16 protein-coding genes are annotated in these 23,855 nt (G+C 71.9%); 14 read left to right on the top strand and 2 right to left on the bottom strand.

Features of this window, described 5'->3' with window-relative positions:
- Positions 1–65 precede the first annotated feature (65 nt).
- The 7 genes from exaC to ACYSMR_RS13595 all read left to right on the top strand — a co-directional run bounded on the left by exaC (position 66) and on the right by ACYSMR_RS13595 (position 9,323).
- Positions 66–1,613 carry an acetaldehyde dehydrogenase ExaC gene (gene exaC / locus ACYSMR_RS13625; RefSeq protein WP_461745935.1) on the top strand — a complete coding sequence of 516 codons (1,548 nt, stop codon included), beginning with the start codon at positions 66–68 and terminating at the stop codon, positions 1,611–1,613.
- Between the two features lie 128 nt (positions 1,614–1,741).
- Entirely contained in the window at positions 1,742–2,377 is a 636-nt protein-coding gene (locus tag ACYSMR_RS13620) for a Maf family protein (protein ID WP_461745933.1), read from the top strand.
- A 127-nt stretch (positions 2,378–2,504) separates the two neighbouring features.
- On the top strand, positions 2,505–4,298 hold the full coding sequence (locus ACYSMR_RS13615; RefSeq protein WP_461745931.1) for an acetyl/propionyl/methylcrotonyl-CoA carboxylase subunit alpha: 1,794 nt from the start codon (positions 2,505–2,507) through the stop codon (positions 4,296–4,298).
- Positions 4,299–4,508: 210 nt separating this feature from the next.
- Entirely contained in the window at positions 4,509–4,631 is a 123-nt protein-coding gene (locus ACYSMR_RS13610) for a hypothetical protein (protein ID WP_461745929.1), read from the top strand.
- Entirely contained in the window at positions 4,628–5,470 is an 843-nt protein-coding gene (locus ACYSMR_RS13605) for a thioesterase II family protein (RefSeq protein WP_461745927.1), read from the top strand. Before ACYSMR_RS13610 ends, ACYSMR_RS13605 begins: the two co-directional genes overlap by 4 nt.
- 34 nt (positions 5,471–5,504) lie before the next feature.
- On the top strand, positions 5,505–6,221 hold the full coding sequence (locus tag ACYSMR_RS13600; protein ID WP_251333073.1) for a 4'-phosphopantetheinyl transferase family protein: 717 nt from the start codon (positions 5,505–5,507) through the stop codon (positions 6,219–6,221).
- 357 nt (positions 6,222–6,578) lie between these two features.
- A complete protein-coding gene (locus tag ACYSMR_RS13595) occupies positions 6,579–9,323 on the top strand; it encodes an ATP-binding protein (protein WP_461745925.1) in 2,745 nt (914 codons plus the stop codon).
- Between the two features lie 59 nt (positions 9,324–9,382).
- Here the strand turns inward: ACYSMR_RS13595 and ACYSMR_RS13590 are convergent, their stop codons facing one another.
- Positions 9,383–10,225: an alpha/beta hydrolase gene (locus ACYSMR_RS13590; protein WP_461745923.1), complete on the bottom strand. Its 843-nt coding sequence runs from the start codon at positions 10,223–10,225 to the stop codon at positions 9,383–9,385.
- Positions 10,226–11,058: 833 nt separating this feature from the next.
- Between ACYSMR_RS13590 and sbnA the strand changes: the two genes are divergently transcribed.
- The 6 genes from sbnA to ACYSMR_RS13560 all read left to right on the top strand — a co-directional run bounded on the left by sbnA (position 11,059) and on the right by ACYSMR_RS13560 (position 21,414).
- Positions 11,059–12,132: a 2,3-diaminopropionate biosynthesis protein SbnA gene (gene sbnA / locus ACYSMR_RS13585; protein ID WP_461745921.1), complete on the top strand. Its 1,074-nt coding sequence runs from the start codon at positions 11,059–11,061 to the stop codon at positions 12,130–12,132.
- Positions 12,129–15,212 carry a Pls/PosA family non-ribosomal peptide synthetase gene (locus ACYSMR_RS13580; RefSeq protein ID WP_461745919.1) on the top strand — a complete coding sequence of 1,028 codons (3,084 nt, stop codon included), beginning with the start codon at positions 12,129–12,131 and terminating at the stop codon, positions 15,210–15,212. The genes sbnA and ACYSMR_RS13580 overlap by 4 nt, the downstream gene beginning before the upstream one ends.
- Positions 15,209–17,725, top strand: a complete 2,517-nt coding sequence (locus tag ACYSMR_RS13575; protein WP_461745917.1) for a non-ribosomal peptide synthetase — start codon at positions 15,209–15,211, stop codon at positions 17,723–17,725. The genes ACYSMR_RS13580 and ACYSMR_RS13575 overlap by 4 nt, the downstream gene beginning before the upstream one ends.
- Positions 17,726–17,745: 20 nt before the next feature.
- Entirely contained in the window at positions 17,746–18,744 is a 999-nt protein-coding gene (locus ACYSMR_RS13570; protein ID WP_461745915.1) for a TauD/TfdA family dioxygenase, read from the top strand.
- Positions 18,741–19,820: a 2,3-diaminopropionate biosynthesis protein SbnB gene (gene sbnB / locus ACYSMR_RS13565; protein ID WP_461745913.1), complete on the top strand. Its 1,080-nt coding sequence runs from the start codon at positions 18,741–18,743 to the stop codon at positions 19,818–19,820. Before ACYSMR_RS13570 ends, sbnB begins: the two co-directional genes overlap by 4 nt.
- 187 nt (positions 19,821–20,007) lie before the next feature.
- On the top strand, positions 20,008–21,414 hold the full coding sequence (locus tag ACYSMR_RS13560) for an MFS transporter (protein ID WP_251333065.1): 1,407 nt from the start codon (positions 20,008–20,010) through the stop codon (positions 21,412–21,414).
- A gap of 76 nt (positions 21,415–21,490) precedes the next feature.
- Here ACYSMR_RS13560 and ACYSMR_RS13555 read toward each other — a convergent pair whose 3' ends face one another.
- Entirely contained in the window at positions 21,491–22,912 is a 1,422-nt protein-coding gene (locus ACYSMR_RS13555; RefSeq protein WP_251333064.1) for an NAD(P)H-quinone dehydrogenase, read from the bottom strand.
- Between the two features lie 100 nt (positions 22,913–23,012).
- Here ACYSMR_RS13555 and ACYSMR_RS13550 point away from each other — a divergent pair, with 100 nt between their 5' ends.
- Positions 23,013–23,834 carry a purine-nucleoside phosphorylase gene (locus ACYSMR_RS13550; protein WP_461745910.1) on the top strand — a complete coding sequence of 274 codons (822 nt, stop codon included), beginning with the start codon at positions 23,013–23,015 and terminating at the stop codon, positions 23,832–23,834.
- The last annotated feature ends 21 nt before the right edge of the window (positions 23,835–23,855 follow it).

Here is a 23,855-nt window from a genome sequence, read left to right as displayed (position 1 = left end):
TGCATCACACCGGCGCGACGGGACGTCCGCGCCGCACCCGCACCTCGCACAAGGAGCAGCCGGCCATGACCGTCGAAACGCAGCCAATCACCACCGTCTACGCGCCGCCGGGCACAGAGGGCTCGAAGGTGACCTTCAAGCCCCGCTACGAGCACTGGATCGGCGGGCAGTGGGTCGCCCCCGCCAAGGGCCGGTACTTCGAGAACATCTCCCCGGTCAACGGCAAGCCGTTCACCGAGGTCGCCCGCGGCACCGCCGAGGACGTCGAGGCGGCGCTGGACGCGGCGTGGGCCGCCGCGCCCTCGTGGGGGAAGACCCCCGTCGCGGAGCGCGCGCTCGTGCTCCACCGGATCGCCGACCGGATGGAGGCCCACCTCGAGATGCTCGCCGTCGCCGAGACCTGGGACAACGGCAAGCCGGTGCGCGAGACCATCAACGCCGACATCGCCCTGGCGATCGACCACTTCCGCTACTTCGCCGGGGCCATCCGCGCCCAGGAGGGCTCCCTGTCGCAGCTGGACGACAACACGACGTCCTACCACTTCCACGAGCCCCTGGGCGTGGTCGGGCAGATCATCCCGTGGAACTTCCCCATCCTCATGGCCGTGTGGAAGCTCGCCCCGGCCCTCGCCGCGGGCAACGCCGTCGTCCTCAAGCCCGCCGAGCAGACCCCGGCGTCGATCATGGTGCTCGTCGAGCTCATCGCCGACCTGCTGCCCCCGGGTGTGGTCAACGTCGTCAACGGCTTCGGCGTGGAGGCGGGCAAGCCGCTGGCCTCCAGCCCGCGGATCCGCAAGATCGCCTTCACCGGCGAGACCACCACGGGCCGGCTGATCATGCAGTACGCGTCCCAGAACATCATCCCGGTGACCCTGGAGCTCGGCGGCAAGTCCCCCAACATCTTCTTCGCCGACGTCGCCGCCGCCCAGGACGCCTTCTACGACAAGGCCCTCGAGGGCTTCGCGTTCTTCGCCCTCAACCAGGGCGAGGTCTGCACCTGCCCCTCCCGGGCCCTGATCCAGGACTCCATCTACGACCGGCTGCTGGCCGACGGGATCGAGCGCGTCAGGGGCATGGTCCAGGGCAACCCCCTGGACCTCAACACCCAGGTCGGCGCGCAGGCCTCCAACGACCAGCTGCAGAAGATCCTGTCCTACATCGACATCGGCGTCCAGGAGGGCGCGAAGGTGCTCGTGGGCGGGGAGCGCAACGAGCTCGGCGGCGACCTGGCCGAGGGCTTCTACGTCTCCCCGACCGTGTTCGAGGGCCGCAACTCGATGCGCATCTTCCAGGAGGAGATCTTCGGTCCTGTGCTCTCCGTGACCCGGTTCGCCGACTACGCCGAGGCCGTCGCCACCGCCAACGACACCCTCTACGGCCTGGGCGCGGGCGTGTGGGCCCGCAACGGCAACCTCGCCTACCGCGCCGGGCGCGACATCGAGGCCGGGCGCGTGTGGGTGAACCAGTACCACAACTACCCCGCGCACTCGGCGTTCGGCGGGTACAAGTCCTCCGGCATCGGCCGCGAGAACCACCTGATGATGCTCGAGCACTACCAGCAGACGAAGAACCTGCTGGTGTCCTACTCCGAGGACGCCCAGGGCTTCTTCTAGGCCGCCCGCGGGCCCCGGGCCGTCCCGCCGGGGCGCCGGAACCGGGGCGCCGGGGCCGGGGCGCACCCAGCGCCCCGGCCCCGGCCGCCGCCCCCCGGCGGCGGCCGGGGCCCGCGTATCCTGGGACCGTGACTCCCCGCCTCGTCCTCGCCTCCCGCTCCCCCGCCCGCACCAAGCTGCTGACCGACGCCGGGATCGGCCACGACCGGCTGATCTCCGACGTGGACGAGGACGCCGTCGTGCGCGCCCGGGGCGTCACGGACGCCGAGGAGACGGCGATGGTCCTGGCGCGAGCGAAGGCCGAGGCGGTCGCCGCGCTGCCCGAGGCGGCGGGGGCCCTGGTGCTCGGCTGCGACTCGGTCTTCGCCTTCGACGGCGAGGTCCACGGCAAGCCGCTCGACGCGCGCACGGCCACCGCCCGGATCACGGCCATGCGCGGGCGCTCCGGCGTGCTGCACACCGGCCACTGGCTCGTGGACACCCGCGACCCCGCCGCCGGGGGCACCGGCTTCGCGGGCGGCGCCCCCGCGAGCGCCGAGGTGTTCTTCGCGCGGATGTCCGACGACGAGGTCGCGGCCTACGTCGCCACCGGCGAGCCCCTGCAGGTCGCCGGGTCCTTCACCATCGACTCCCTGGGCGCCTCGTTCGTCGAGCGCGTCGAGGGGGACGTGCACGCCGTCATCGGGCTGAGCCTGAGCACCCTGCGCACGCTGGCCGGCCGGGCCGGGGTGTCCGTGCCCCAGCTGTGGGCGCCCCGCGGCTGAGCCGCCCGCCCCTCTTTGTAGGACTCCTACAGAAACGGCACCGCATTTCCGGTGGCCCCACCCGTGGTTGGGCGATCCGCCGCGCCGGGGAATACAGTGCATCCGAGGATTCGACAAGGAGTGAGACGTGACCCCTAACAAGCCCGCGGACGGCGCCATCCGCCCCATCACCAAGGTGCTCGTCGCCAACCGCGGGGAGATCGCCGTGCGCGTGATCCGCGCCGCGCGGGACGAGGGCATCGCCTCGGTGGCCGTGTACGCCGACCCCGACCGGGACGCCCTGCACGCCCGGATGGCCGACGAGGCGTACGCGCTCGGCGGCAACACCGCCGCGGAGTCCTACCTCGTGATCGACAAGATCCTCGACGTGGCCGCCCGCTCCGGCGCCGACGCCGTGCACCCGGGCTACGGCTTCCTGTCGGAGAACGCCGAGTTCGCCCTGGCCGTGCTCGAGGCCGGCCTGACCTGGATCGGCCCGCCGCCGGCGGCGATCGCCAAGCTCGGCGACAAGGTCGCCGCCCGGCACATCGCCGAGAAGGTGAACGCCCCGCAGGTGCCCGGCACCACGGACCCCGTCACCTCCGCCGACGAGGTACTCGCCTTCGCCGACGAGCACGGGCTGCCCATCGCGATCAAGGCCGCGTTCGGCGGCGGCGGGCGCGGCATCAAGGTGGTCCGCGAGCGCGAGGCCATCCCCGAGCTCTACGAGTCCGCGGTGCGCGAGGCCACGGCCGCGTTCGGCCGCGGGGAGTGCTTCGTGGAGCGCTTCCTCGACGCCCCCCGGCACGTGGAGACCCAGTGCCTGGCCGACGCGCACGGCAACGTGGTCGTCGTCTCCACCCGCGACTGCTCCCTGCAGCGGCGCAACCAGAAGCTCGTGGAGGAGGCCCCCGCCCCCTTCCTCAGCGAGGAGCAGAACCGGCGGCTCTACGAGTCCTCCAAGGCGATCCTGCGGGAGGCCGGCTACCAGGGCGCGGGCACGTGCGAGTTCCTGGTGGGCCGCGACGGCACCATCTCCTTCCTCGAGGTCAACACCCGCCTGCAGGTCGAGCACCCGGTCTCCGAGGAGGTCACGGGCATCGACCTGGTCCGCGAGCAGTTCCGGCTGGCCCGCGGCGAGGCCCTCGGCTACGAGGACCCCGAGGTGCGCGGGCACTCACTGGAGTTCCGGATCAACGGGGAGGACCCGGGCCGGAACTTCATGCCCTCCCCCGGCACCATCTCGGCGTTCTCCCTCCCCTCCGGGCCCGGCGTGCGCGTGGACTCCGGCGTCGAGGCCGGGGAGACCGTGGGCGGGAACTTCGACTCCATGCTCGCGAAGCTCGTCGTCACCGGGGCGACCCGCCGGCAGGCGCTCGAGCGCTCCCGCCGGGCGCTGGAGGAGCTGCGGATCGAGGGCATGCCCACGGTCGTGCCGTTCCACCGCGCCGTGGTCGCCGACCCCGCGTTCGCCCCGGAGGACGGCTCGCCGTTCACGGTGCACACCCGCTGGATCGAGACGGAGTTCCACAACACGGTCCCGCCCTTCGACGCCACCCCGCAGGCCGCCCCCGAGGCCGAGGAGCGCCAGGCCATCGTGGTGGAGGTCGCCGGCAAGCGCCTCGAGGTCGTCCTGCCGGCCCTGCCGGGCACGGCCAAGCCCAACGGCACCGCGGCCAAGCCGCGCAAGAGCCGCTCCTCGCGCGGCGGCTCCGCGGCCGGGGCCGGCGGCGACGGGCTGACCTCCCCGATGCAGGGCACCATCGTGAAGATCGCCGTCGACAACGGCGACGAGGTCGCCGAGGGCGACCTCGTGCTGGTGCTCGAGGCCATGAAGATGGAGCAGCCCCTGACCGCGCACAAGGCCGGCACCGTCTCCGGGCTCGACGTCAGCCCCGGCGACACCGTCTCCGCCGGCACGGTCCTGGCCACCATCTCCTGATCAGGGCGCCCGGAGCGCAGTGCTCCGGTGCTTCCCGCCGCGCTGCCAGGGCCGGTCACCGACCACGGTGACCGGCCCTCGTGCTGCCCCGGGACGGCGGCCGGGGACGCCTGGGTCCGTCGCCCCGGCGAGGTGCGGCGTCTCGCTGCCGCCGTGCCGGCGCGGCGGAGGCCCGACGGTGCGGGCGTCGTGCGGGTCGCAGGTGAGACGATGGCCGTCGAGCCCCTGCGCCGACGCCCCTCCCGCGAGGCCGGACCGGACCGCGACCGCTGGGCCGGGTCCCGGCGCCGGGAGGAGGCCACGCACGACCAGCACGAGGACGACGACGAATGACCGCCACTCCCGACCGCTCCCCCGCGACGGTCCACCGGCCCGCCCGACCCCGCGGCGCCGGCGACCGTGTCCTCGTGGACCTCGGCCGCCGCCCCGGTGCTCCCCCGGCCGGCGGGGCCCCGGCCCGCTGGCGGCTGGTGTGCCTGCCCCCGGCCGGCTCCGGGGCCGGCTTCTTCCGCTTCCTGCACCGGCCCGGAGTCGAGCTGCTCGCGGTCCGGTACCCCGGACGGGAGTCCCGGCTGCGCGAGGAGCCGGCGCGTTCGGTCGAGGAGGTCCTCGCGGAGGCGCTGCCCGCCGTGGAAGCCGTGCTGGCCGCCGACGAGCTGCCCACCGCCGTGCTGGGCCACAGCATGGGCGCCGTGGTCGCGGCGGAGCTCACGGCCGCGCTCGAGCGGCGCCTGCCCGGGCGCACCGGCCTGCTGTGCCTGTCCGCGCGGTCCGCGCCGGGCGCCCGGGACGACGCCGAGATCCGCGAGGTGCTGCGCTCCGACGAGGCCCTCACCGCGTGGCTGCGCGACCTGGGCGGCACCCCGCCGGTGGTGCTGGAGGACCCCGGCTTCCTGTCCATGCAGCTGCGGATCCTGCGGGCCGACCTCGCCCTGACCCTGGGCCACGAGCACCTGCCGGGGCCGGTGGCCACGCCGCTGCTGCTGCTGGCCGCCGCCGGGGACGAGGCGGCCCCGGCGGCCTCGATGGAGGGCTGGCGCGGGCTGAGCACGGGGCCCGTGCTGACCCGCGCCCTGCCGGGCGGCCACCACGCCCTGCTCGGGCACGGGCCCGAGCTGCTCGAGCTGCTCGAGCGCACGCTCTTCGGCGTCGTGCCCGGGGACCGCGGATGAGCCCCGCCGCCCGCTCCGCTGAGACGGCGGGGGCGTGAGCGTCCCGCCGGCCGTGCCCGGCCTGGTCGAGCTGCCGGTGCCGGGCGCCCCCGCGGACGTGCGGGTGGCGCTCGCCCGCGTGGACCCGCTGACCGGCTGGGCGGAGTCGGTCCGGGACTGCCTGGACGACGGCGAGCGGGCCCGGGCCGCGGCGTTCCGCTACGCGTCCGACCGGCGGCGGTTCGTGGCCGCCCACTGCGTGCTGCGCCACGTGCTCGCCTCCCGCACCGGCACGGACCCGGGCTCACTGCGCCTGGGTCCGCCCGTCCCCGCCCGGGGGCCCCGGCCCAAGCCGCGGCTCGAGGACCACGCCCTGTGCTTCTCCCTCTCGCACAGCGGCGGCCTGGTGCTCGTGGCCACCGCCGAGCGCGAGGTGGGGGTGGACGTCGAGCACGTCCAGGACCCGGTCGCCGCCGAGCAGGTGCTCACCGTGCTCCATCCCGCCGAGATCGCCGCCCTGCGGGCCCTGCCCGCCGCGGACCGCCCGGCCGCCGTGACCACGGTGTGGGCGCGCAAGGAGTCCCTGCTCAAGGCCCTGGGCTCGGGATTGTTCCGCGACCCCTCCGTCGACGAGGTCGGGGCGGGCCCCGCCCCGGGGCGGCCCGTCGCCGGGTGGCGGATCCTGGACCTGGACCTTCCGCCGGCTCCCGGCCCGGCCCGCGAGGACGCGCGGGCGGCGCTGACCGTCCGCGCCCGGGCCGACCCGGGCTGAGCACCCCAGCGCAGACGATCACCGCGATCGCGAACCGCCGCCGCGCCGTGCGGCTCCACGAGCCGGCCCACCGACCGGGGCCGTCGGGCCGTCTGCGGCATGCACCGGCCGCCCGCCGACGTTCCGGCCCCGACCAGGGCCGTGTGCTAGAGCACACGTTTCGTGTTCGTCATTGTCGGGGTGACGTGGGGTAACAACCCCGCCAACTGCCCTGGGACCGTCCGGTCGGGGCTACGCTGATTTGCACATGACGAGTCCGGCGACGGGGATGTCGGGCCACGTCCAGGGGACCGTCTGGGAGGCCGTGGTCGAGCCACGCCATGCTCCCAGCCTCCTCTCGATGCACAGGGGGGTCACATGACCACGGGCAGGCACGGCCCGCATCTGCTGGACGACCTGTCGACGCAGGGGTCCACCGCCGACGGGAGCGGCCTCGCGCGCGCGAACTCCCGCGGCGGCGGGTCCGTCCGCTGGCAGCCGCGGACCCGTCCGGAGCACGTTCTGCTGGAACGGGACGTCGAGCTGACCGTCCTCGCGGGACTGGTCGATCGCGTGATGGCCGGCCAGGGCGGATTCGCGCTCGTCGCAGGAGAGGCCGGGATCGGCAAGACCAGCCTCCTCGACGCGATGCTGGAGGCCGTCCCGGCCGGTGTCCGCGTGCACCGGGGCCGTTGCGACAACCTCATCACCGCCCATCCGTTCGGGGCGCTGCGCGAGGCCTTCGAGGACGCAAGTGCTGCTGCCCTCGCCGCCTTCAACCGGGGTGTCCTGCACGACGTCCTGGCGGCGGTCACGAACCTACTGGAGACAGGGGCACCGACGATCGTGCTGGTGGAGGACGTGCAGTGGGCCGACGAGGCCACGCTGGACGTGCTGGCCTACCTCGCGCGCCGGCTGGAGCACCTGCGGACGCTCCTCGTCGCGTCCTACCGGGACGACGAGGTGGGCCCGGACCACCCGATGCAGCGCCTCCTCGCAGCCCCCACGACGACGCCGGCCACCTGGCTGCGCCCGGGCCCGCTCAGTCTCGAGGCGGTCCGGCTCCTGGCCGGCCACCGTGCTCACGAGGCGCGACACCTGCACGAGATGACCGGGGGGAACCCGTTCTACGTCACCGAGGCACTGGCCGTGCGGGCCGACGCGCCGGTTCCCGAAACGCTCTCGGCAGCCGTGGCGGCCAGGCTCCAGCAGCTGTCCGAGCCGGTCCGCCGCGCGACGGAGCGGATCTCGGTGTGGCCCGGCATGCTCGAGTTCGAGCTGGCCGAGCAGCTGCTGGGTGAGGACTTCGCAGCGCTCGCCGAAGCCGAGGAGCGGGGGATCCTCCTCGTCGAGGAGGGAGGCGTCCGTTTCCGGCACGAGATCGCGCGCATGGCGACCGAGGCCTCGTTCAGCGGGCTGCGGAGGCGGCAGCTCCAGCGCGACGTGACCGAGCTGCTCAAACGGCGGGGCGAGGAGCACCTGCCGCGGCTGGTCCACCACGCCATCCGCTGCAGGGACACGGCGACGGTCGTCGAGTTCGCACCCCGCGCCGGAGAGCTGTCCGCCAAGGCCGGCGCCCACCGGCAGGCACTGGAGTTCTACCAGGCGGCGTTGCAGCACGAGGTCCTGCTGTCCGACGCCCAGCTGGCTGCCGTCCTCGACGCCTACGCCTGGGAGCTCTACAGCGCCCACCACATCAGCCAGGCCGTCGAGCACTCCCGCAGAGCAGTAGAGCTGTTCCGCGCCCTGGGCGACCAGCTCGGCGAGGCCAAGGCGCTGATCCGCCGCGGCCGGCAACTGTTCCTGGCCGGCAACCTGCCCGAGGCCCGGGCCGGTGCCTCCCGCGCCGTCGAGCTCGCCGAGGGCCGTGACCCGGCCATCGCGGCGGAGGCACGTGCGTGCCTGGGGATGCTGCTCTCGTTGGGGGGCTCCCACGAGGACGCCGTGAAGACGCTGCGCGACGCGAGGGCGCAGGCCGAGATCCGCGGCCGCCAGGACGTGGTCGCCCTGTGCCTCATCTACCTGGCACAGTGCGACCCGGAGCTGACCTTCGAGGAGCGGCTCCGCGCCCTGGACCGCAGCATGGACACGGCCCGGGACGCCGGGGCGCTGGAGCCGCTGGCCCGCAACTACGCCAAGACCGCCGAACAGCTGTACCGGTACGGGCGCTACCACGAGCTGGAGAAGCACTTGGACGAGGGGCTGGGATACGTCCGGGACTGGGAGTTCTGGCCGGACGCGTACAACCTGGAAGTCCACCACGCCCTCCTGCAGCAGCGGAAGGGGAACTGGGGCGCGGCCCTGCACGAGCTGAGCGGGCTCATCGACCGTTTCACCGACCCGGGCATGCTCCTCCTCTACTCCCTGTCCGGTCACGCCAGGCTCCAGGCACGCCTGGGCGAGCCCGACGTCAGGGACGTGCTGCTCACCTGCTGGCAACGGGCCCTCGACCAGGGCACGCTCACCGCGCTGGGGCTCGCGGGCCCCGCCCTGGTGGAGTGGGCCTGGCTGGCTGATCAGCCGAGCGAGGCGGAACGTGTGCTCGACGGGTGGTCGCAGCACGCCTCCCGGCCGGGCGCAGGACCGATCGACGCAGAGATCCGGCGCTATGCTCTGCGCGCTGGGGTGGACGTCCCCCCTTCGCAGTCACCGGTGGACGACCCTCCCAGCCCGTGGCAGCTGGGGGTGGCCGGGAACTGGCTGGGCGCCGCGGAGGCGTGGCGCCGGGCCGGTGACCCCTACGAGGAGGCGCTCGAGCTCGCCGAATCAGGGCAGCCGGACGCCACCCTGCGCGCCTTCGACATGCTCATCGAGCTGGACGCCGCGCCGGCCGCGAGGCATGTCAAGCACCGTCTGCACGATCTGGGAGTGCGCACCATCCCCCGTGGTCCCACCCGCCGCACACGAGGCAACCCCGCCGGTCTGACCGACCGTCAGCTCGAGGTCGCCCAGCTGCTCAGCGCGGGGCTGACGAACGCGCAGATCGCCGAGCAGCTCGTGCTCTCGGTCCGCACCGTCGACCACCACGTCTCCTCGGTCCTCGACAAGCTGGGCGTCAGCACGCGCCGCGAAGCGGCCCGGGCCACGCGCTCGTGGCAGGGTCCGCAGCATGGGCCGGGCTGAACGTCTCACGGTGTGACCGCTGGAGGCTGCTCGCCCCGGGATCGGCGCCACCGTGCCGGTCACTCCGGTGCCGGCCTTCCCTGCTGCACCGCGGCGCCGCATGCGTCGGACAGCACGTCGATGACCAGATCGGCCAGGACGCACGGGTCGGTCAGGTAGACGTCACCACGACCGGCCACCCGGTGCACCGGCTTCTCGCTCAGCCGCGCCAGCTCAGCGGCGCCGGCCCGCACCAGCTCGTTCGGCTCGTCACCGGTCGCCACCGTCACCGGGCGCGACCGCAGGCCCTCGGTGAACGTCGTGCCCGCGATCGCCGGCTCGTCCCGCACCATCGCTTCGGCGTTGACCCGAACCCGCGCGAAGTCGGGGTCGTCGATGCTGACGGGCGCACCGGTGGCGGCGCTGAGCAGGATCGCCTGCGCACCGATGTAGTCCTGGGGGTGCTCGGCGAGGTGCGCGGTCACGGGCAGGAACAGCTGCCCCGCGCCCTCGCGTCCGTTCGACGTCACTCCGGCGACGGGCGGCTCCCACACCACTGCATGCAGGACGCACTCCGGGTACTGCTCGGCGAGCTTGAAGGCGATGATCCCGCCCGAGTCCACCCCCACGAGCACCGCCGGAGCGAAGGAGAACAACCGGATGAGGGCGGCGGCATCCTCCACGTGCTGGTCCACCCCGCCCCCCGGCCAGGCATCCCGCCCGGAATGGCCGGTTCCCCGCCGGTCGTAGACAAGAACCTGGAAACCGGCCATGGCGAGCGCCTGGGCCAGTGCTCCCAGCATCCCGGCATCCTGGCCGGCACCGTGGATCAGCAGCAGCGAGAGGCCCTGTCCTCGTCGCTCGACGAAGAAGACGGTGCCGTTGGCCTCCACCACTCCCGACCGGGGGGAGGAACTGCTCATGGCCGCTCGGGCTGCGGAGACGGGACAGGGCGGCCACGGCACCACTCTTCCCGAGGAGTCGACCGCACGGGGTCGCCACCTCGCGAACGATGAGACTGAAGGGGTGTTGCGCGCCGGGGAACGGGGTTCCCCGCTCAGGGCACCGGGCTCCGGCATGGCTTCTCCTTGGGACACGAGGCATGGGCCTGGGAAGTCGACACCTGTCCGCACAGCCTGCCCCCTGGGTCGACGCGCAGACATGGGCGAGCGCTGCCTAGAAGTGTCCTCCCCGGTGCCCATCCGCTCATCGCGGTCGCCGGGACGGAGCGTGTGCCGTTCGGGCATGCGGGCGCCGACCGTCCCGGCGACCGCAGGAGGTCGTCGGCGCCCACGCCCCGCCGCTGTTCCCACCACGGACTCCGCACCGGTTGCCACAGCCGCCCCGGGAGTCACCGCATGTGGGCAGCCCCGGAAAAAGCACACCGGCCCGAGATAGGCAGTTGCCCGGCGCCAGATAGGCGTTGGTCGCCCATGTCCCCCCTGCCCCCGCCCACCATCCTGGACGTAGCGATCGTAAAAGCGTCGGCTGGGAGGTGTCGGCCGGGCACCACTGTCCTGCGGTTCCTGCCGTGGGCGGCGGACATGGCCGACGCCGATCGCTCCAGGTTCGCAGCGCGGCGGGGTACCGGTCGGCCGAGGCGGCGCTCCGCAGGACGCACACCCGTGCTGATCGGCACACCGAGAGGAGAGCCCCGCGGTACTGATCACCCCAGTGACGAGCCGACCCGCATCCGAACCGCCGTCCCCGGGCCGTCCTCATGGGCCGAACGCATGGCGAAAGATCGAGGAAGATCATGTCCATCATCAAGGATCCGTACCTGTTCAACGAGCAGAGCCTGTTCGTCGACCTGGAGGGCGTGCTGGACCGCCGCCTCTACCTGAAGATCGAGGGGTTCAACTTCGCCGGCTCGATCAAGCTCAAGCCCGCCGTGGAGATGGTCGAGCGAGCCGAGCGGGAAGGGGTGCTCCGCCCCGGCTCCGTGCTCGTGGAGTCCTCCTCGGGCAATCTCGGGGTCGCGCTCAGCATGATCACCGCCAGCAAGGGCTACTGCTTCGTGTGCGTGATCGATCCGCGCTGCAACCCCGCGACCCGTCAGCTCATGGAGTCGCTCGGGGCCCAGGTCGACCTGGTCACCGAGCCGGATCCCGTCGACGGTCTCCTCGGGGCCCGGCTCAACCACGTCCGGGAACTGTGCGAGTCCGACGAACGGTACGTCTGGCTCAACCAGTACACCAATCCCGGCAACTGGGGAGCGCACTACCGCTGGACCGCCCCCGAGATCGCCGCTCAGTTCCCCGAGCTCGAGGTGCTGTTCGTGGGAGCCGGGACGACAGGGACCCTGATGGGATGCGCGCGGTACTTCCGGGAGCACCGGCCGGACGTCCGGATCGTCGCGGTCGACGCCGTCGGATCGGTCACGTTCGGTGGTCCGCAGGCCACCCGCCTGATCCCAGGGCTCGGCATGAGCGTGCGGCCGCCGCAGCTCGACGAGTCCCTGATCGATGACGTGGTGCTCGTCGAGGAGCTGGACACGGTACGCACCTGCCACCGCCTGGCCGGGCGCGGGTTCCTGCTCGGTGGCTCCTCCGGGACCGTGGTCCACGGCGCCATGACATGGCTTGCCGGCCACCGCGCTCGGGGCGTCACCGCGGTGGCCATCTCCCCCGACCTGGGCCGCCCGTACATGGACACCATCTACCAGCCCGACTGGGTGCTCGACCACTTCGGGGCCGACGCGCTCGCAGGCGTCGACTCGACGGCAGCTGCTGGTCGACGCCCTGACCCGGTGTCAGGGCCGCAGCACCAGGCAGCCACACCCGTGACCGACTCCGTGGCCGCTTCCTCACCGAGGAGTCCTTCGCAGTGAAGAAGCTTGCCGACGCCTTGCCGACGTCCTCGGTCCCCACGATTCCCACGATTCCCACGAGGATCGATCTTCCGTCCACACCGGCGACCGGAGGGGCCGGCGCGGACATCCCACTCGAGCGTCGGCTGGCGGTGCATCTCGCCTCGGTGGTGCAGAGGGATGACGTCCCCGTGGACGCCAATTTCTTCGACGATCTGGGCGCGGACTCACTGGTGATGGCGAAGTTCTGCGCCCGCGTGCGCAAGCAGCCGGATCTGCCGGCCGTGTCGATCAAGGACCTCTACCAGTACCCGACGATCACGGCGCTGGCCCGTGCCCTGGCACCGGCGCAGCCAGCGCCGGCGCCCGTGCAGGCCCGGCTAGCCGAGGTGCTGACCGACGTGCTGGGCGGGAAGCCGGTGCCGGTGGACGCCAACTTCTTCGACGACCTGGGCGCGGACTCGCTGGTGATGGCGAAGTTCTGCGCCCGCGTGCGCAAGCAGCCGGACCTGCCCGCCGTGTCCATGAAGGACGTCTACGGCAATCCCACGATCACGGCGCTGGCCCGGGCTCTGGCACCGGCGGCGCCGGTGCAGGCCCGGCTAGCCGAGGTGCTGTCCGACGTGCTGGGCGGGAAGCCGGTGCCGGTGGACGCCGACTTCTTCGACGACCTGGGCGCGGACTCGCTGGTGATGGCGAAGTTCTGCGCCCGCGTGCGCAAGCAGCCGGACCTTCCGGCTGTGTCCATGAAGGACGTCTACAACCATCCAAGCATCTCCGCCCTCGCCGCGGCTGTCCAGGGCCCAACGCTGGAGGACCAGCCGCAGGAGCTCGCGCCAGTTCTGGCGTCCGTACCGGCGACCCCTCCGCCCCCGGACGCGCGCACGTGGGAGTACGTCACCTGCGGGGCCCTGCAGGTGCTCGTCTACCTCGGCTACTGCCTGCTCGCCGGCGGGCTCGTGGTCGTGGGGTATCAGTGGGTGTTCCCGGACGCGGGACCGGGCAACCACCACTGGCTGGGCCACGGGATGAGCTTCGGGGAGATCTACCTGCGATCGGTTGCCCTCGGGGCGGCGACGTTCGTGCTGCTGTGCATCCTGCCGGTGGCGGCGAAATGGATCCTCATCGGGCGCTTCCGGCCCCAGCAGATCCGGATCTGGAGCCTCAACTACTTCCGGTTCTGGCTCGTCAAGACCCTGATGCGCACTTCGCCCATTGCGCGGATGACCGGAGCCCCGGTGACCACCTTCTACTTGCGCGCCATGGGCGCCAAGGTGGGCCGCAACGTGACGATCCTGACCAATCACCTGCCGGTCTGCACCGACCTGCTCACGATCGGGGAAGGGACGGTGATCCGCAAGGACGTGTTCGCCAACGGCTACCGCGCCCACGGCGGCGTCATCCAGATCGGTGCCGTGACACTGGGCCGGGACGTGATCGTCGGCGAGGGCAGCGTCCTGGACATCGACACGGCGATGGGAGACGGCGCACAGCTGGGCCACCGGTCCACGCTGTACACCGGTCAGGTCGTGCCCGAGGGCGAGCATTGGCACGGGTCGCCGGGCAGGCGCACGGATGTGGACTTCGGTACGGTCGCCGCCTTACCCTACCGGCCGTGGCGCCGTGGCCTGTTCGCCACGTCACAGCTCATTGCCATGATCGGGCTGGGCCGCACCATGCTGGGACTGGCGATCGTGCTGGTCGTCCTGGCCCAGCCGCGCGTCGCGGCGCTCCTGGAGGCGAACCCGTCCGCGTTCACCGACTGGGTCTTCTACGCCGACGCCGTCGCCTTTGCCGCCGTGGGCGTCTTCGGGGGGACGGTCGTCATGCTGGTCATCATCACGACCGTGCCGCGGGTGCTCCACCTCGCTCTCCAGCCCGACAGGGTGTATCCGCTGTTCGGACTGCGGCACGCAGTGGAACGAGCGATATGGAGGTTGTCCAACAGCCAGCTGCTCGGACAGCTGTTCGGCGACAGCTCCTACGTCGTGAACTACGTGCGGGCCATCGGGTACGACCTGGGACAGGTCCAGCAGACCGGCTCGAACCTGGGCACGATGTTCAAACACGACAACCCGTTCCTGTCGACGATAGGCACCGGCACGATGATCGCCGACGGAGTGTCGTTCATGAACACCGACTACTCGGCGACGTCGTTCAAGGTCAGCCGGGCCGCGATCGGGGCGCACAACTTCCTCGGCAATGACGTGCTCTATCCGGCCGGGGCCAGGACCGGGGACAACTGTCTGCTCGCGACCAAGGTGATGGTCCCCGTCGACGGACCGGTGCGCCACGACGTGGGCCTGCTCGGGTCACCGGCGTTCGAGATCCCTCGCTCGGTGCTGCGGGACGCCCCTTCCGAGGAGCATGCAGACCTCGCCCGCTTCCGCCGGGACCTATCGGCCAAGAACAAGCACAACCTGCGCACGATGGCGCTCCTCATGCTGGCGCGATGGCTCGAAGCGTCGCTGGCCATGCTGGCCGTGCTAGCCGCCGCCGAGCTGTCCGACCGGTTCGGTTTCCTCGCCTTCAGCGCCTCGTTTGCCGTGATGCTCCTCATCAGCTTTCTGGTGCCTATCGGCATCGAGCGCCTCGTGACACGGTCCCGGGGGCTCCAACCCCAGCTCTGCTCCATATACCACCCCTACTTCCGGTGGCACGAGCGGTACTGGAAGCTGCAGATGCCGAACCGGCGCCTGTCCATCTTCAACGGGACGCCGTTCAGGCCCCTGGTCTGGCGTCTGCTGGGCGTGCGGATGGGAACCCGCGTTTTCGACGACGGCTGCGCGATTATCGAGCGAAGCCTGGTGACGATCGGCTCCCGCTGCACGCTGAACAACGGCACCACGATTCAGTGCCATTCCCAGGAGGACGGCATGTTCAAGTCCGACCACGACGTCCTCGGTGACGAGGTCACACTCAGCGTCGGTGCCTTCCTCCACTACGGCGTGACCATCGAGGACGGCGCCGTCGTCGCCACCGACTCCTTCGTGATGAAGGGGACGACCCTCCCCCGGGGATCCGTGTGGAGTGGCAACCCGGCCTTCGAGGCTCGTACCGCCACCACATCCCCCGCCACCGCTGAAAGGCTCCGGTCATGACCACCACCTCTGGGCCCACCTGCCGAGCCGTCGCCGCTCACTCGCCGGACCCGGCCGGCGACCGGCCCGCCCTCCTGGAGGTCGCACCGACGGAGATTCCCCGATGGACGCAGGGTCGCCGAGCGGGCCAAGAGCGGGCCGAGGTGGCGGTGCCCGAGGACCTGCGGACCGCCGTGCAGACGCTGGCCGGCGCCTGGGAGGTGACGCCAGGATCCATCTGGCTGGCGGCCCACGCGAGGGTGCTCCAAGCCCTGTCGGGCGAGACAGAGATCGCCACCGGCTGCACGGACACGGCGGGGACCTGGCGGTGCAGCCTCGATCTGGACCGCCGGTCCTGGCGAGCCCTGGTCGGCGAGGCGAACCTCCGGCAGGTCCAGGCCCGCGCCGGGCAGCCCTGGCGGGACCAGGCTCGTCAGCAGGCGGCCTCCCCGGGGTACGAGGTGGTGTTCGGCACCCGCCAGGACGCGGATGCCGAGCTGCCGGCGGGCATCGTCCTCGGCGTGTCCCTCTGGCCTGTGACCGGCGGTGAGGCGCTCTGCCTGCGGTACCGGCGGGACGTCCTCGACGCCGGTGCCGCCCACAGGATCGCCGGCTACCACCTGACCGCGCTCCGCCACCTGGTCGCCCACCCCGAGGTGGAGCCCGCCGACGCCGACCTGATCGGTCCGGACGAGCGGTGCTTCCAGCTCGAGCAGCTGGCCGGGCCCGTGCGACCCCGGCCCCAGCGACGCTTCCACGAGCTGTTCGAGGAGCGCGTCCGGCAGCACCCTGAGCGCATCGCGGCCGTCCAGGACACGCGGCAGTGGACGTACGCGGAGCTCAACGCCCGCGCCAACCGGCTCGCCCGCGCCCTGCTCGCGCGCGGACTGCAGGCGGAGGACATCGTGGCGGTCGTAGCCGAGCGGGACCTGGAGTGGATGGCCGCCGTCATCGGCATCCTCAAGGCCGGAGGCGCGTACCTGCCGCTCGAACCACGCTTCCCCCCCGACCGGATCACCAGAACGCTCACCCGGGCCGGCTGCCGGATGGTGCTCACCGAGGAAGGCAGCACCGCCTCGCTGGACGCAGCGCTCACCGGGATGCCTGCAGTGGCGAAGCTCCTCGTCGAGGACGTCGAGACCGAGGGGCACGCCGGCCACGACCTCGGCATCGAGGTGCGCCCGGACCAGCTCGCCTACGTCTACTTCACCTCGGGCTCCACGGGTGAGCCGAAGGGCGCGATGTGCGAGCACGACGGGATGGTGAACCACTTGTACGCCAAGATCGAGGACCTGGGGATCGGCCCCGGCGACGTCGTCGCCCAGAGCGCCCCCCAGTGCTTCGACATCTCGCTGTGGCAGCTGGTCTCGGCCCTGCTCGTCGGCGGCCGCACGCTCATCGTCGGGCAGGACCGGATCCTCGACGTCGAGCGGTTCGTCGACACGGTGGAACAGGGCGGGGTCGCGGTCTTCCAAGTCGTCCCGTCGTACCTGGACGCGGTGGTGGCATACCTGGAGGGCAAACCCCGCGCCCTGCCCCACCTGCGCTGCGTCTCGGCGACCGGTGAGGCCCTGAAGCGAGAGCTGGTCCGCCGCTGGTTCGACGTGCTGCCCGGCGTCAAGCTGGTCAACGCCTACGGGCTCACGGAGACCTCGGACGACACGAACCATGAGGTGATGAGCGTCGCGCCTGCGGGCGATCACGTGCCCCTGGGCCGGCCGATCCCCAACGTCCGGATCCACCTCCTCGACGAGCGGCAGCGGCTCGTGCCGCTCGGCGCGCCGGGCGAGATCGCCTTCTCCGGGGTGTGCGTGGGCCGGGGGTACATCAACGACCCGGAGCGGACGGCACAGGCCTACTCCACCGACCCGTACGTGGACGGCGCGCGGCTCTACCGGGCAGGTGACTACGGACGCTGGTCACCGGACGGCAAACTGGAGTACCTGGGCCGGCGGGACAACCAGATCAAGATCTCCGGGTTCCGCATCGAGATCGGCGAGATCGAGAACGCCCTCCTGCGGGTCCCCGGAGTCCGCGACGGGGCCGTCGTGGTGGCGGAGCGACCGGACCGGGGCAAGCACCTGGTCGCCTTCTACCACGCTCCCGAGCCGCTGGACGCCGGCCCGGTGCGCGAGCGCCTGGCGCGGTCGCTGCCCCGGTACATGGTTCCGCAGGTGTTCCAGTGGCAACCGGCCCTCCCACTGACGGCCAACGGCAAGATCGACCGCAAGCGCCTCAGCGCCCTGGCAGCGGACCTCGAGCCCGAGGGCAGCTCCCTCGAGGTTCCGCGCACCCCCACCGAGCAGTGGCTGGCGGCGGCGTGGTCGCGCGTGCTTGCCATACCGGAGGACCGGATCGACCGTCGTGACCACTTCTTCGACCGGGGAGGCACGTCGCTGACCGCCGTCAGGCTCGCCATCGCCCTGGACCGGGCGGTGTCGCTCAAGGACCTCATCAGCCACCCGGTCCTCACCGACCTCGCCACGGAGCTGGACTCCAGGTCCTCCGCGGCCGACTCGCCCGCCCGCACGTGATCCCACCGGAAGGAACCACCATGTCCGCCACATCCGCCCCTCCGGAGCTCGACGTCGACGTGCGCCCGGGTGCGCCGGCCACGGCCCTGGTCCCTCCCCCGGGCGACGCGGTGTCCTGGGCCCAGCAGCACCGTGGTGCGCTGCGGGCGACGGTCGCCCGGCACGGGGCCGTCCTCGTGCGCGGCCTCGGGTTGTCCGGTCCCGAGCAGGTCGGGTCCGTCTTCCAGGCCGTCGGCTCGGAGCTGATCACCGAGCGGGAGGCCTTCGCCGCCCGCAGGTCCTATGCGCCTGGTGTGTACTCCTCGGCCACCTGGCCGGCGAACCAGCCCATGTGCATGCACCACGAGCTGAGCTACACGCTCCACGCCCCCGGGCTGATGCTCTTCGCCTGCCTCACCGCCCCGGCCGCCGGGGGCGTGACCGGAGTCGCCGACTCCCAGGCGGTGCTGCGCGCCCTCCCTGCAGAGCTGGTCGCGCGGTTCGAGCGCGACGGCTGGATGCTGATCCGCAACTACAACGACGAGATCGGCGCCTCCGTCGCGGACGCCTTCGGCACGGACGACCGCGCAGCGGTCGAACGCTACTGCGCGGCGAACCGGATCGAGCTGGAGTGGCAGCCGGACGGCGGCCTGCGCACGCGTCAGCGCCGTGCCGCGATCGTCCGTCACCCCGTCACCGGGGAGCGCTGCTGGTTCAACCAGGTCGGCTTTCTCAGCGAGTGGACGATGGAGCCGGAAGTCCGCGAGTACCTCGTCGACATGTACGAGGAGGACGGCCTCCCGTTCAGGACGGCGTTCGGCAACGGCGACCCGATCGGCGAGGACGTGGTGACCATGCTGAACGAAATCTACGAGTCGCACACGCTGCGCGAACCGTGGCGTGCCGGCGACCTGATGCTCGTGGACAACGTCCGGACGGCTCACAGCCGCGAGCCGTACGAGGGCGAGCGGGAGATCCTCGTCGCCATGAGCGACCCGGTGGCGCTCCAGGGCGCGGCCTCGAAGGAGGAGGGACGATGACGCTGACACCCAGGACCGACACGGACCGGATGCAGGATGCCGCACAACGGCGACCGACCATCCCGACCTTCGCGGTCATCTCCGGCGCGGAGGTCGATCAGGTGCTGCAGGGACACCGGGCGGAGATCGTCGCGCTGGTGGAGGACACCTACCGGCTGCACGGGAGCGGGCAGACGGTGAATCCGCCGTCGTACTTCCTGCGGTTCCCGGACCGACCGACGGGGCGGATCATCGCGCTGCCGGCCTCCCTGGGGGGACCCCATGCCGTGGACGGCCTGAAGTGGATCTCCAGCTTCCCCACCAACGTGGAGTTCGGCATCCCGAGGGCCTCCGCCGTGCTGATCCTCAACGATCCCGCCACGGGCTACCCGTTCGCCTGCCTGGAGAGCTCCATCATCAGTGCCTCCCGGACCGCCGCCTCCGCGGCCCTGGCCGCGGACTGGCTCAGCCGGGAGCGGGGCCGTCCCACCCGGGTGGGCTTCTTCGGCGTCGGGCTCATCGCCCGCTTCGTCCACGCGTTCCTGGCGGATACGGGGTGGGACTTCGAGGAGGTGGGAGTGTTCGACCTGCTGCCCGGCAGCTGCGAGGGCTTCCGTGGCTACCTCGAGCGCTCCGCACCCGGGAGCACGGTCACCGTCCACGAGGACGCCGAGTCGCTGGTCCGCTCGAGCGACCTGGTCGTGTTCGCAACCACGGCGGGGGAACCGCACGTCACCGAGCCGTCGTGGTTCGACCACCACCCGCTCGTGCTCCACATCTCGCTGCGCGACCTCGCGCCCGAGGTGATCCTCGCCTCCACGAACATCGTCGACGACGTGGACCACTGCCTGAAGGCCCAGACGTCCGTGCACCTGACCGAGCAGCTCACCGGCTCGCGGGACTTCCTCGCCGGCACGCTCCACGACGTGATGACCGGTGCCGTGGAGGTACCGGCGGACCGGACGGTCGTCTTCTCGCCGTTCGGCCTGGGAGTGCTCGACCTCGCGGTGGGCAAGCATGTCTATGACACGGTCGCCGACACCGTCGGCCTGCACACGATCGACTCCTTCTTCCACGAAGTGCGTCGTTACGGGTGACGCCCGCTTCCTGGTCCTCGTCCTCCCGGGTCCGGCCGAGCCGGACCCGGGAGGACCGTTGAGGTGTGGGCGAGGAACCGCCGAGCAACTCGCCTGTTCCACTATGTGAGACTTGCCATTCACCATGTGGACACCACGCGTACTATCGGGAGCTGACCCCACCCGCCGCGACAACCGAGGTTTTCCCATGTCCTCACCGGTGACAGGGCAGGACGCGTCGTCCTCCCCCTCGCTCCCCCTCTCCGCCCGCGTTCCCCGCAGCCGGGTGATCATGGCGTCCCTCGTGGGCACCACGATCGAGTTCTACGACTTCTACGTCTACGCCACCGCGGCCGTGGCCGTGTTCCCCGCCCTGTTCTTCACGGGCCAGGACGACACCGCCAAGCTGCTCGCGTCCATGGCGACCTTCGCCGCCGCGTTCGTGGCCCGCCCCATCGGCTCCGTGGTCTTCGGCCACTTCGGCGACCGGGTCGGCCGCAAGGCCACCCTGATCGGCGCGCTGCTGACCATGGGCATCGCCACGTTCCTCATCGGTCTGCTGCCCACCTACTACTCCATCGGCATCTGGGCGCCGCTGATCCTCACGATCCTGCGCTTCTGCCAGGGTCTCGGCCTGGGCGGCGAGTGGTCCGGCGCGGCCCTGCTCGCCACCGAGTACGCCGAGGAGGGCAAACGGGCGCGCGCCGCCATGTGGCCGCAGCTGGGTGCGCCGTTCGGCTTCATCCTCGCCAACGGCTTCTTCCTGGTGCTGACCCTCGTCATGGGCTTCGTCTCGGTCGCCGAGCAGGGCGCCGAGCACCCGTTCCTCACCTGGGGCTGGCGCATCCCGTTCCTGGCCTCCGTGGTCATGGTCGTCGTCGGGCTGTGGGTGCGCTTCCGGCTGGAGGAGACCCCGGTCTTCCAGAAGGCCGTGGAGCAGGGCCAGAAGGTGCAGACCCCGCTGACCGCGGTGTTCCGCACCTCGTGGCTGCAGATCATCCAGGGCACGTTCATCATGCTCGCCACCTACGTGCTCTTCTACCTGATGACCGCGTGGATCCTCTCCTACGGCATCGGCAAGCCGGAGAGCGGCGGGCTGGGCATCCCCTACCGCGACTTCCTGGTCCTCCAGCTGCTCGCCGTGCTGCTGTTCGCCGCGATGGTCCCCGTCTCCGGGTGGGTCGCCGACCGCTACGGACGGCGCAGCTCGCAGCTGGTCATCACCGCCGCCATCCTGGTCTTCGGCCTGAGCTTCGGGCTGGTCATGGACCCGGCGGCCGTGGGCACCGGCGCCGACGTCGCCATGGGCCGCGTGCTGGTCTTCCTGACCATCGGCATGACCCTCATGGGCCTGACCTTCGGGTCGATGTCCGCGATCCTGCCCGAGCTGTTCCCCACGAACGTGCGCTACACCGGCTCGGGGATCGCCTACAACGTCGCGTCCATCCTCGGGGCGGCCATCACCCCGTACATCGCCGTGTACCTCAACGCCAACCACGGCGTGGGCGCGGTGGGCCTGTACCTCGCCTTCGGCGCGCTGCTCACCCTCGTCGCCCTGTGGTTCTCCCCGGAGACCAAGAACGTCGACATGGAGAACGTGGTCACCCGTCGCTGACCGCGGCCCCACCACGGCGAACGGCCGCATCCCCGAGGGGATGCGGCCGTTCGCCGTGGAACGCCGGGGCGGGCGCTCAGAGGTGCACGTGCAGGCGCCGGGCGGCCTCCGAGATCGACCCGGACAGGGACGGGTAGATCGTGAAGGTGTCGGCGAGGTCGTCCACGTGCAGCTTGTGGGTGACCGCGATGGAGATCGGGAAGATCAGCTCCGAGGCGCGCGGGCCCACGACGACGCCGCCGATCACGGTGCCGGAGCCCTTCCGGGAGAAAATCTTCACGAAGCCGTCCTCGACGGCCATCATCTTCGCGCGCGGATTGGTGGAGAGCTTCAGCATGATCGTGTCCGCCTGGTACGTGCCCTCCTGGATCGCCTTCTCGCTCACGCCCACGGAGGCGATCTCCGGGGAGGTGAAGATGTTCGAGGCGACCAGGTGGGTGCGCAGCGGCTTCACGGCGTCGCCCATGAGGTGGGCCACCGCGATCCGGCCCTGCATCGCCGCCACGGACGCCAGCGGGAGCACGCCCGTGCAGTCGCCGGTGGCGTAGATGCCGGGCACGGTGGTGCGGGACACGCCGTCCACCTTGATGTGGCCGGAGTCGGTGAGGCCCACCCCGACCTCCTCGAGGCCGATGCCGGCGGTCGCGGGGATCGCCCCGACCGCCACGAGGCAGTGGGACCCGGCGACCTTGCGCCCGTCGGCGAGGGTGACCACCACGCCGTCGGCGGTGCGCTCCACGGCCTCCGCGCGGGAACGGGAGAGCACGTTCATGCCGCGGCGCTCGAAGACGTTCTCGAGCACGGCGGCCGCGTCCTCGTCCTCGCCCGGCAGCACCTGCTCGCGGGAGGAGACGAGGGTGACCTCGGCCCCCAGGCCCCGGTAGGCGGAGGCGAACTCCGCGCCCGTGACGCCCGAGCCCACCACGATCATGTGCTCCGGGACCTCGCGGAGGTGGTAGAGCTGCTTCCAGTTGAAGATCCGCTCCCCGTCCGGCTTCGCGCTGGGCAGCTCGCGGGGGTAGGAGCCGACAGCCAGGAGCACGGCCTGGGCGTCGAGCTCGTACTGGAGGCCGTCGTCGGTGGTGACCTGCACGCAGGTGGGGCTGAGCAGCCTGCCGGTGCCGGAGATCACGCGCACGCCCACGCGCTCGAGCCCGCGCTTGATGTCCCGCGACTGCGTGGCGGCCAGGCGCAGCAGGCGGGTGTTGACCTTGTCGAGGTCCACCGCGAGGTCGTTGATGTCGTTGTTCTCCGCACGGCCGCGCACGTGCACCCCGAGCTCCGCGGCCTCGGCGAAGCGCGTCATGGCGTCGGCGGAGGCGATGAGGGTCTTGGAGGGGACCACGTCCGTCAGCACGGCGGACCCGCCCAGCCCCTGGCGCTCGACGATCGTCACCTCGGCGCCCAGGCTGGCGGCGACGAGCGCCGCCTCGTAGCCCCCGGGCCCGCCCCCGATGATGACGAGTTTCTGGATGGAGAATTCGCTGTGTGCAGTCACCGTGCCATTGTTGCAGAGGCGCCCGACAGCACCGGGCGCCCGGCCGCACGGGGACCGGCCCGCCCCCGGCGCCCCGCACCCATGCGGTAGTTTGGGGCGGGTGGACAGACAGCACAGCACCCCCCAGGACGACCCCTTCGCCCTCGCCCACGAGGCCGCCGACGCCCTCCGCGACGCCACCGGGGTCCGGACCCACGACATCGCCCTGACGCTGGGCTCCGGCTGGGGCCAGGCCGCGGAACTGATCGGCGAGACCGTCGCCGAGGTCCCCGCCGCCGAGATCCCCGGCTTCACCCCGCCCGCCCTCGAGGGACACGTGGGCACGCTGCGCTCGGTCCGCACCCCCGCCGGGACGCACGCGCTGGTGATCGGCGCCCGCACCCACTACTACGAGGGCCGCGGCGTGCGCGCCGTCGTCCACGGGGTGCGCACCGCGGCCGCCGCCGGCGCGCGCACCATGATCCTCACCAACGGCTGCGGCGGGCTGAACCCCGCGTGGGGCCCGGGCACGCCCGTGCTGATCTCCGACCACCTCAACCTCACGGGCCGCTCCCCGCTGGAGGGCGCCACCTTCGTGGACCTCACCGACCTCTACTCCCCGCGCCTGCGCGAGCTCGCCCGCGGGGTGGACCCCACCCTCGAGGAGGGCGTCTACGCGCAGTTCCCCGGCCCCCACTACGAGACCCCCGCCGAGGTCCGGATGGCCGGGGTGCTCGGCGCGGACCTCGTGGGCATGTCGACCGCCCTCGAGGCCATCGCCGCGCGCCACGCCGGGATGGAGGTCTTCGGCATCTCCCTGGTGACCAACCAGGCGGCCGGGATCTCCGCGACGCCGCTCTCCCACGAGGAGGTGCTCGAGGCCGGCCGGGCCGCCGGCGCGCGGATCTCCGAGCTGCTGGCCCGGATCGTCACCGCACTCTGACCCGCCCCCGGCGCACCGACC

The sequence above is a fragment of the Kocuria sp. U4B genome, assembly GCF_054875615.1.
This window is presented reverse-complemented; position numbering and strand designations above follow the sequence as displayed.

Coding starts and splice junctions, on each gene's coding strand:
- ACYSMR_RS13595 (WP_461745925.1), top strand. CDS start 6,579: ATGACCACGGGCAGGCACGGCCCGCATCTGCTGGACGACCTGTCGACG.
- ACYSMR_RS13610 (WP_461745929.1), top strand. CDS start 4,509: ATGGCCGTCGAGCCCCTGCGCCGACGCCCCTCCCGCGAGGCCGGACCG.
- sbnA (WP_461745921.1), top strand. CDS start 11,059: ATGTCCATCATCAAGGATCCGTACCTGTTCAACGAGCAGAGCCTGTTC.
- ACYSMR_RS13590 (WP_461745923.1), bottom strand. CDS start 10,225: ATGAGCAGTTCCTCCCCCCGGTCGGGAGTGGTGGAGGCCAACGGCACC.
- ACYSMR_RS13605 (WP_461745927.1), top strand. CDS start 4,628: ATGACCGCCACTCCCGACCGCTCCCCCGCGACGGTCCACCGGCCCGCC.
- ACYSMR_RS13575 (WP_461745917.1), top strand. CDS start 15,209: ATGACCACCACCTCTGGGCCCACCTGCCGAGCCGTCGCCGCTCACTCG.
- ACYSMR_RS13560 (WP_251333065.1), top strand. CDS start 20,008: ATGTCCTCACCGGTGACAGGGCAGGACGCGTCGTCCTCCCCCTCGCTC.
- exaC (WP_461745935.1), top strand. CDS start 66: ATGACCGTCGAAACGCAGCCAATCACCACCGTCTACGCGCCGCCGGGC.
- sbnB (WP_461745913.1), top strand. CDS start 18,741: ATGACGCTGACACCCAGGACCGACACGGACCGGATGCAGGATGCCGCA.
- ACYSMR_RS13570 (WP_461745915.1), top strand. CDS start 17,746: ATGTCCGCCACATCCGCCCCTCCGGAGCTCGACGTCGACGTGCGCCCG.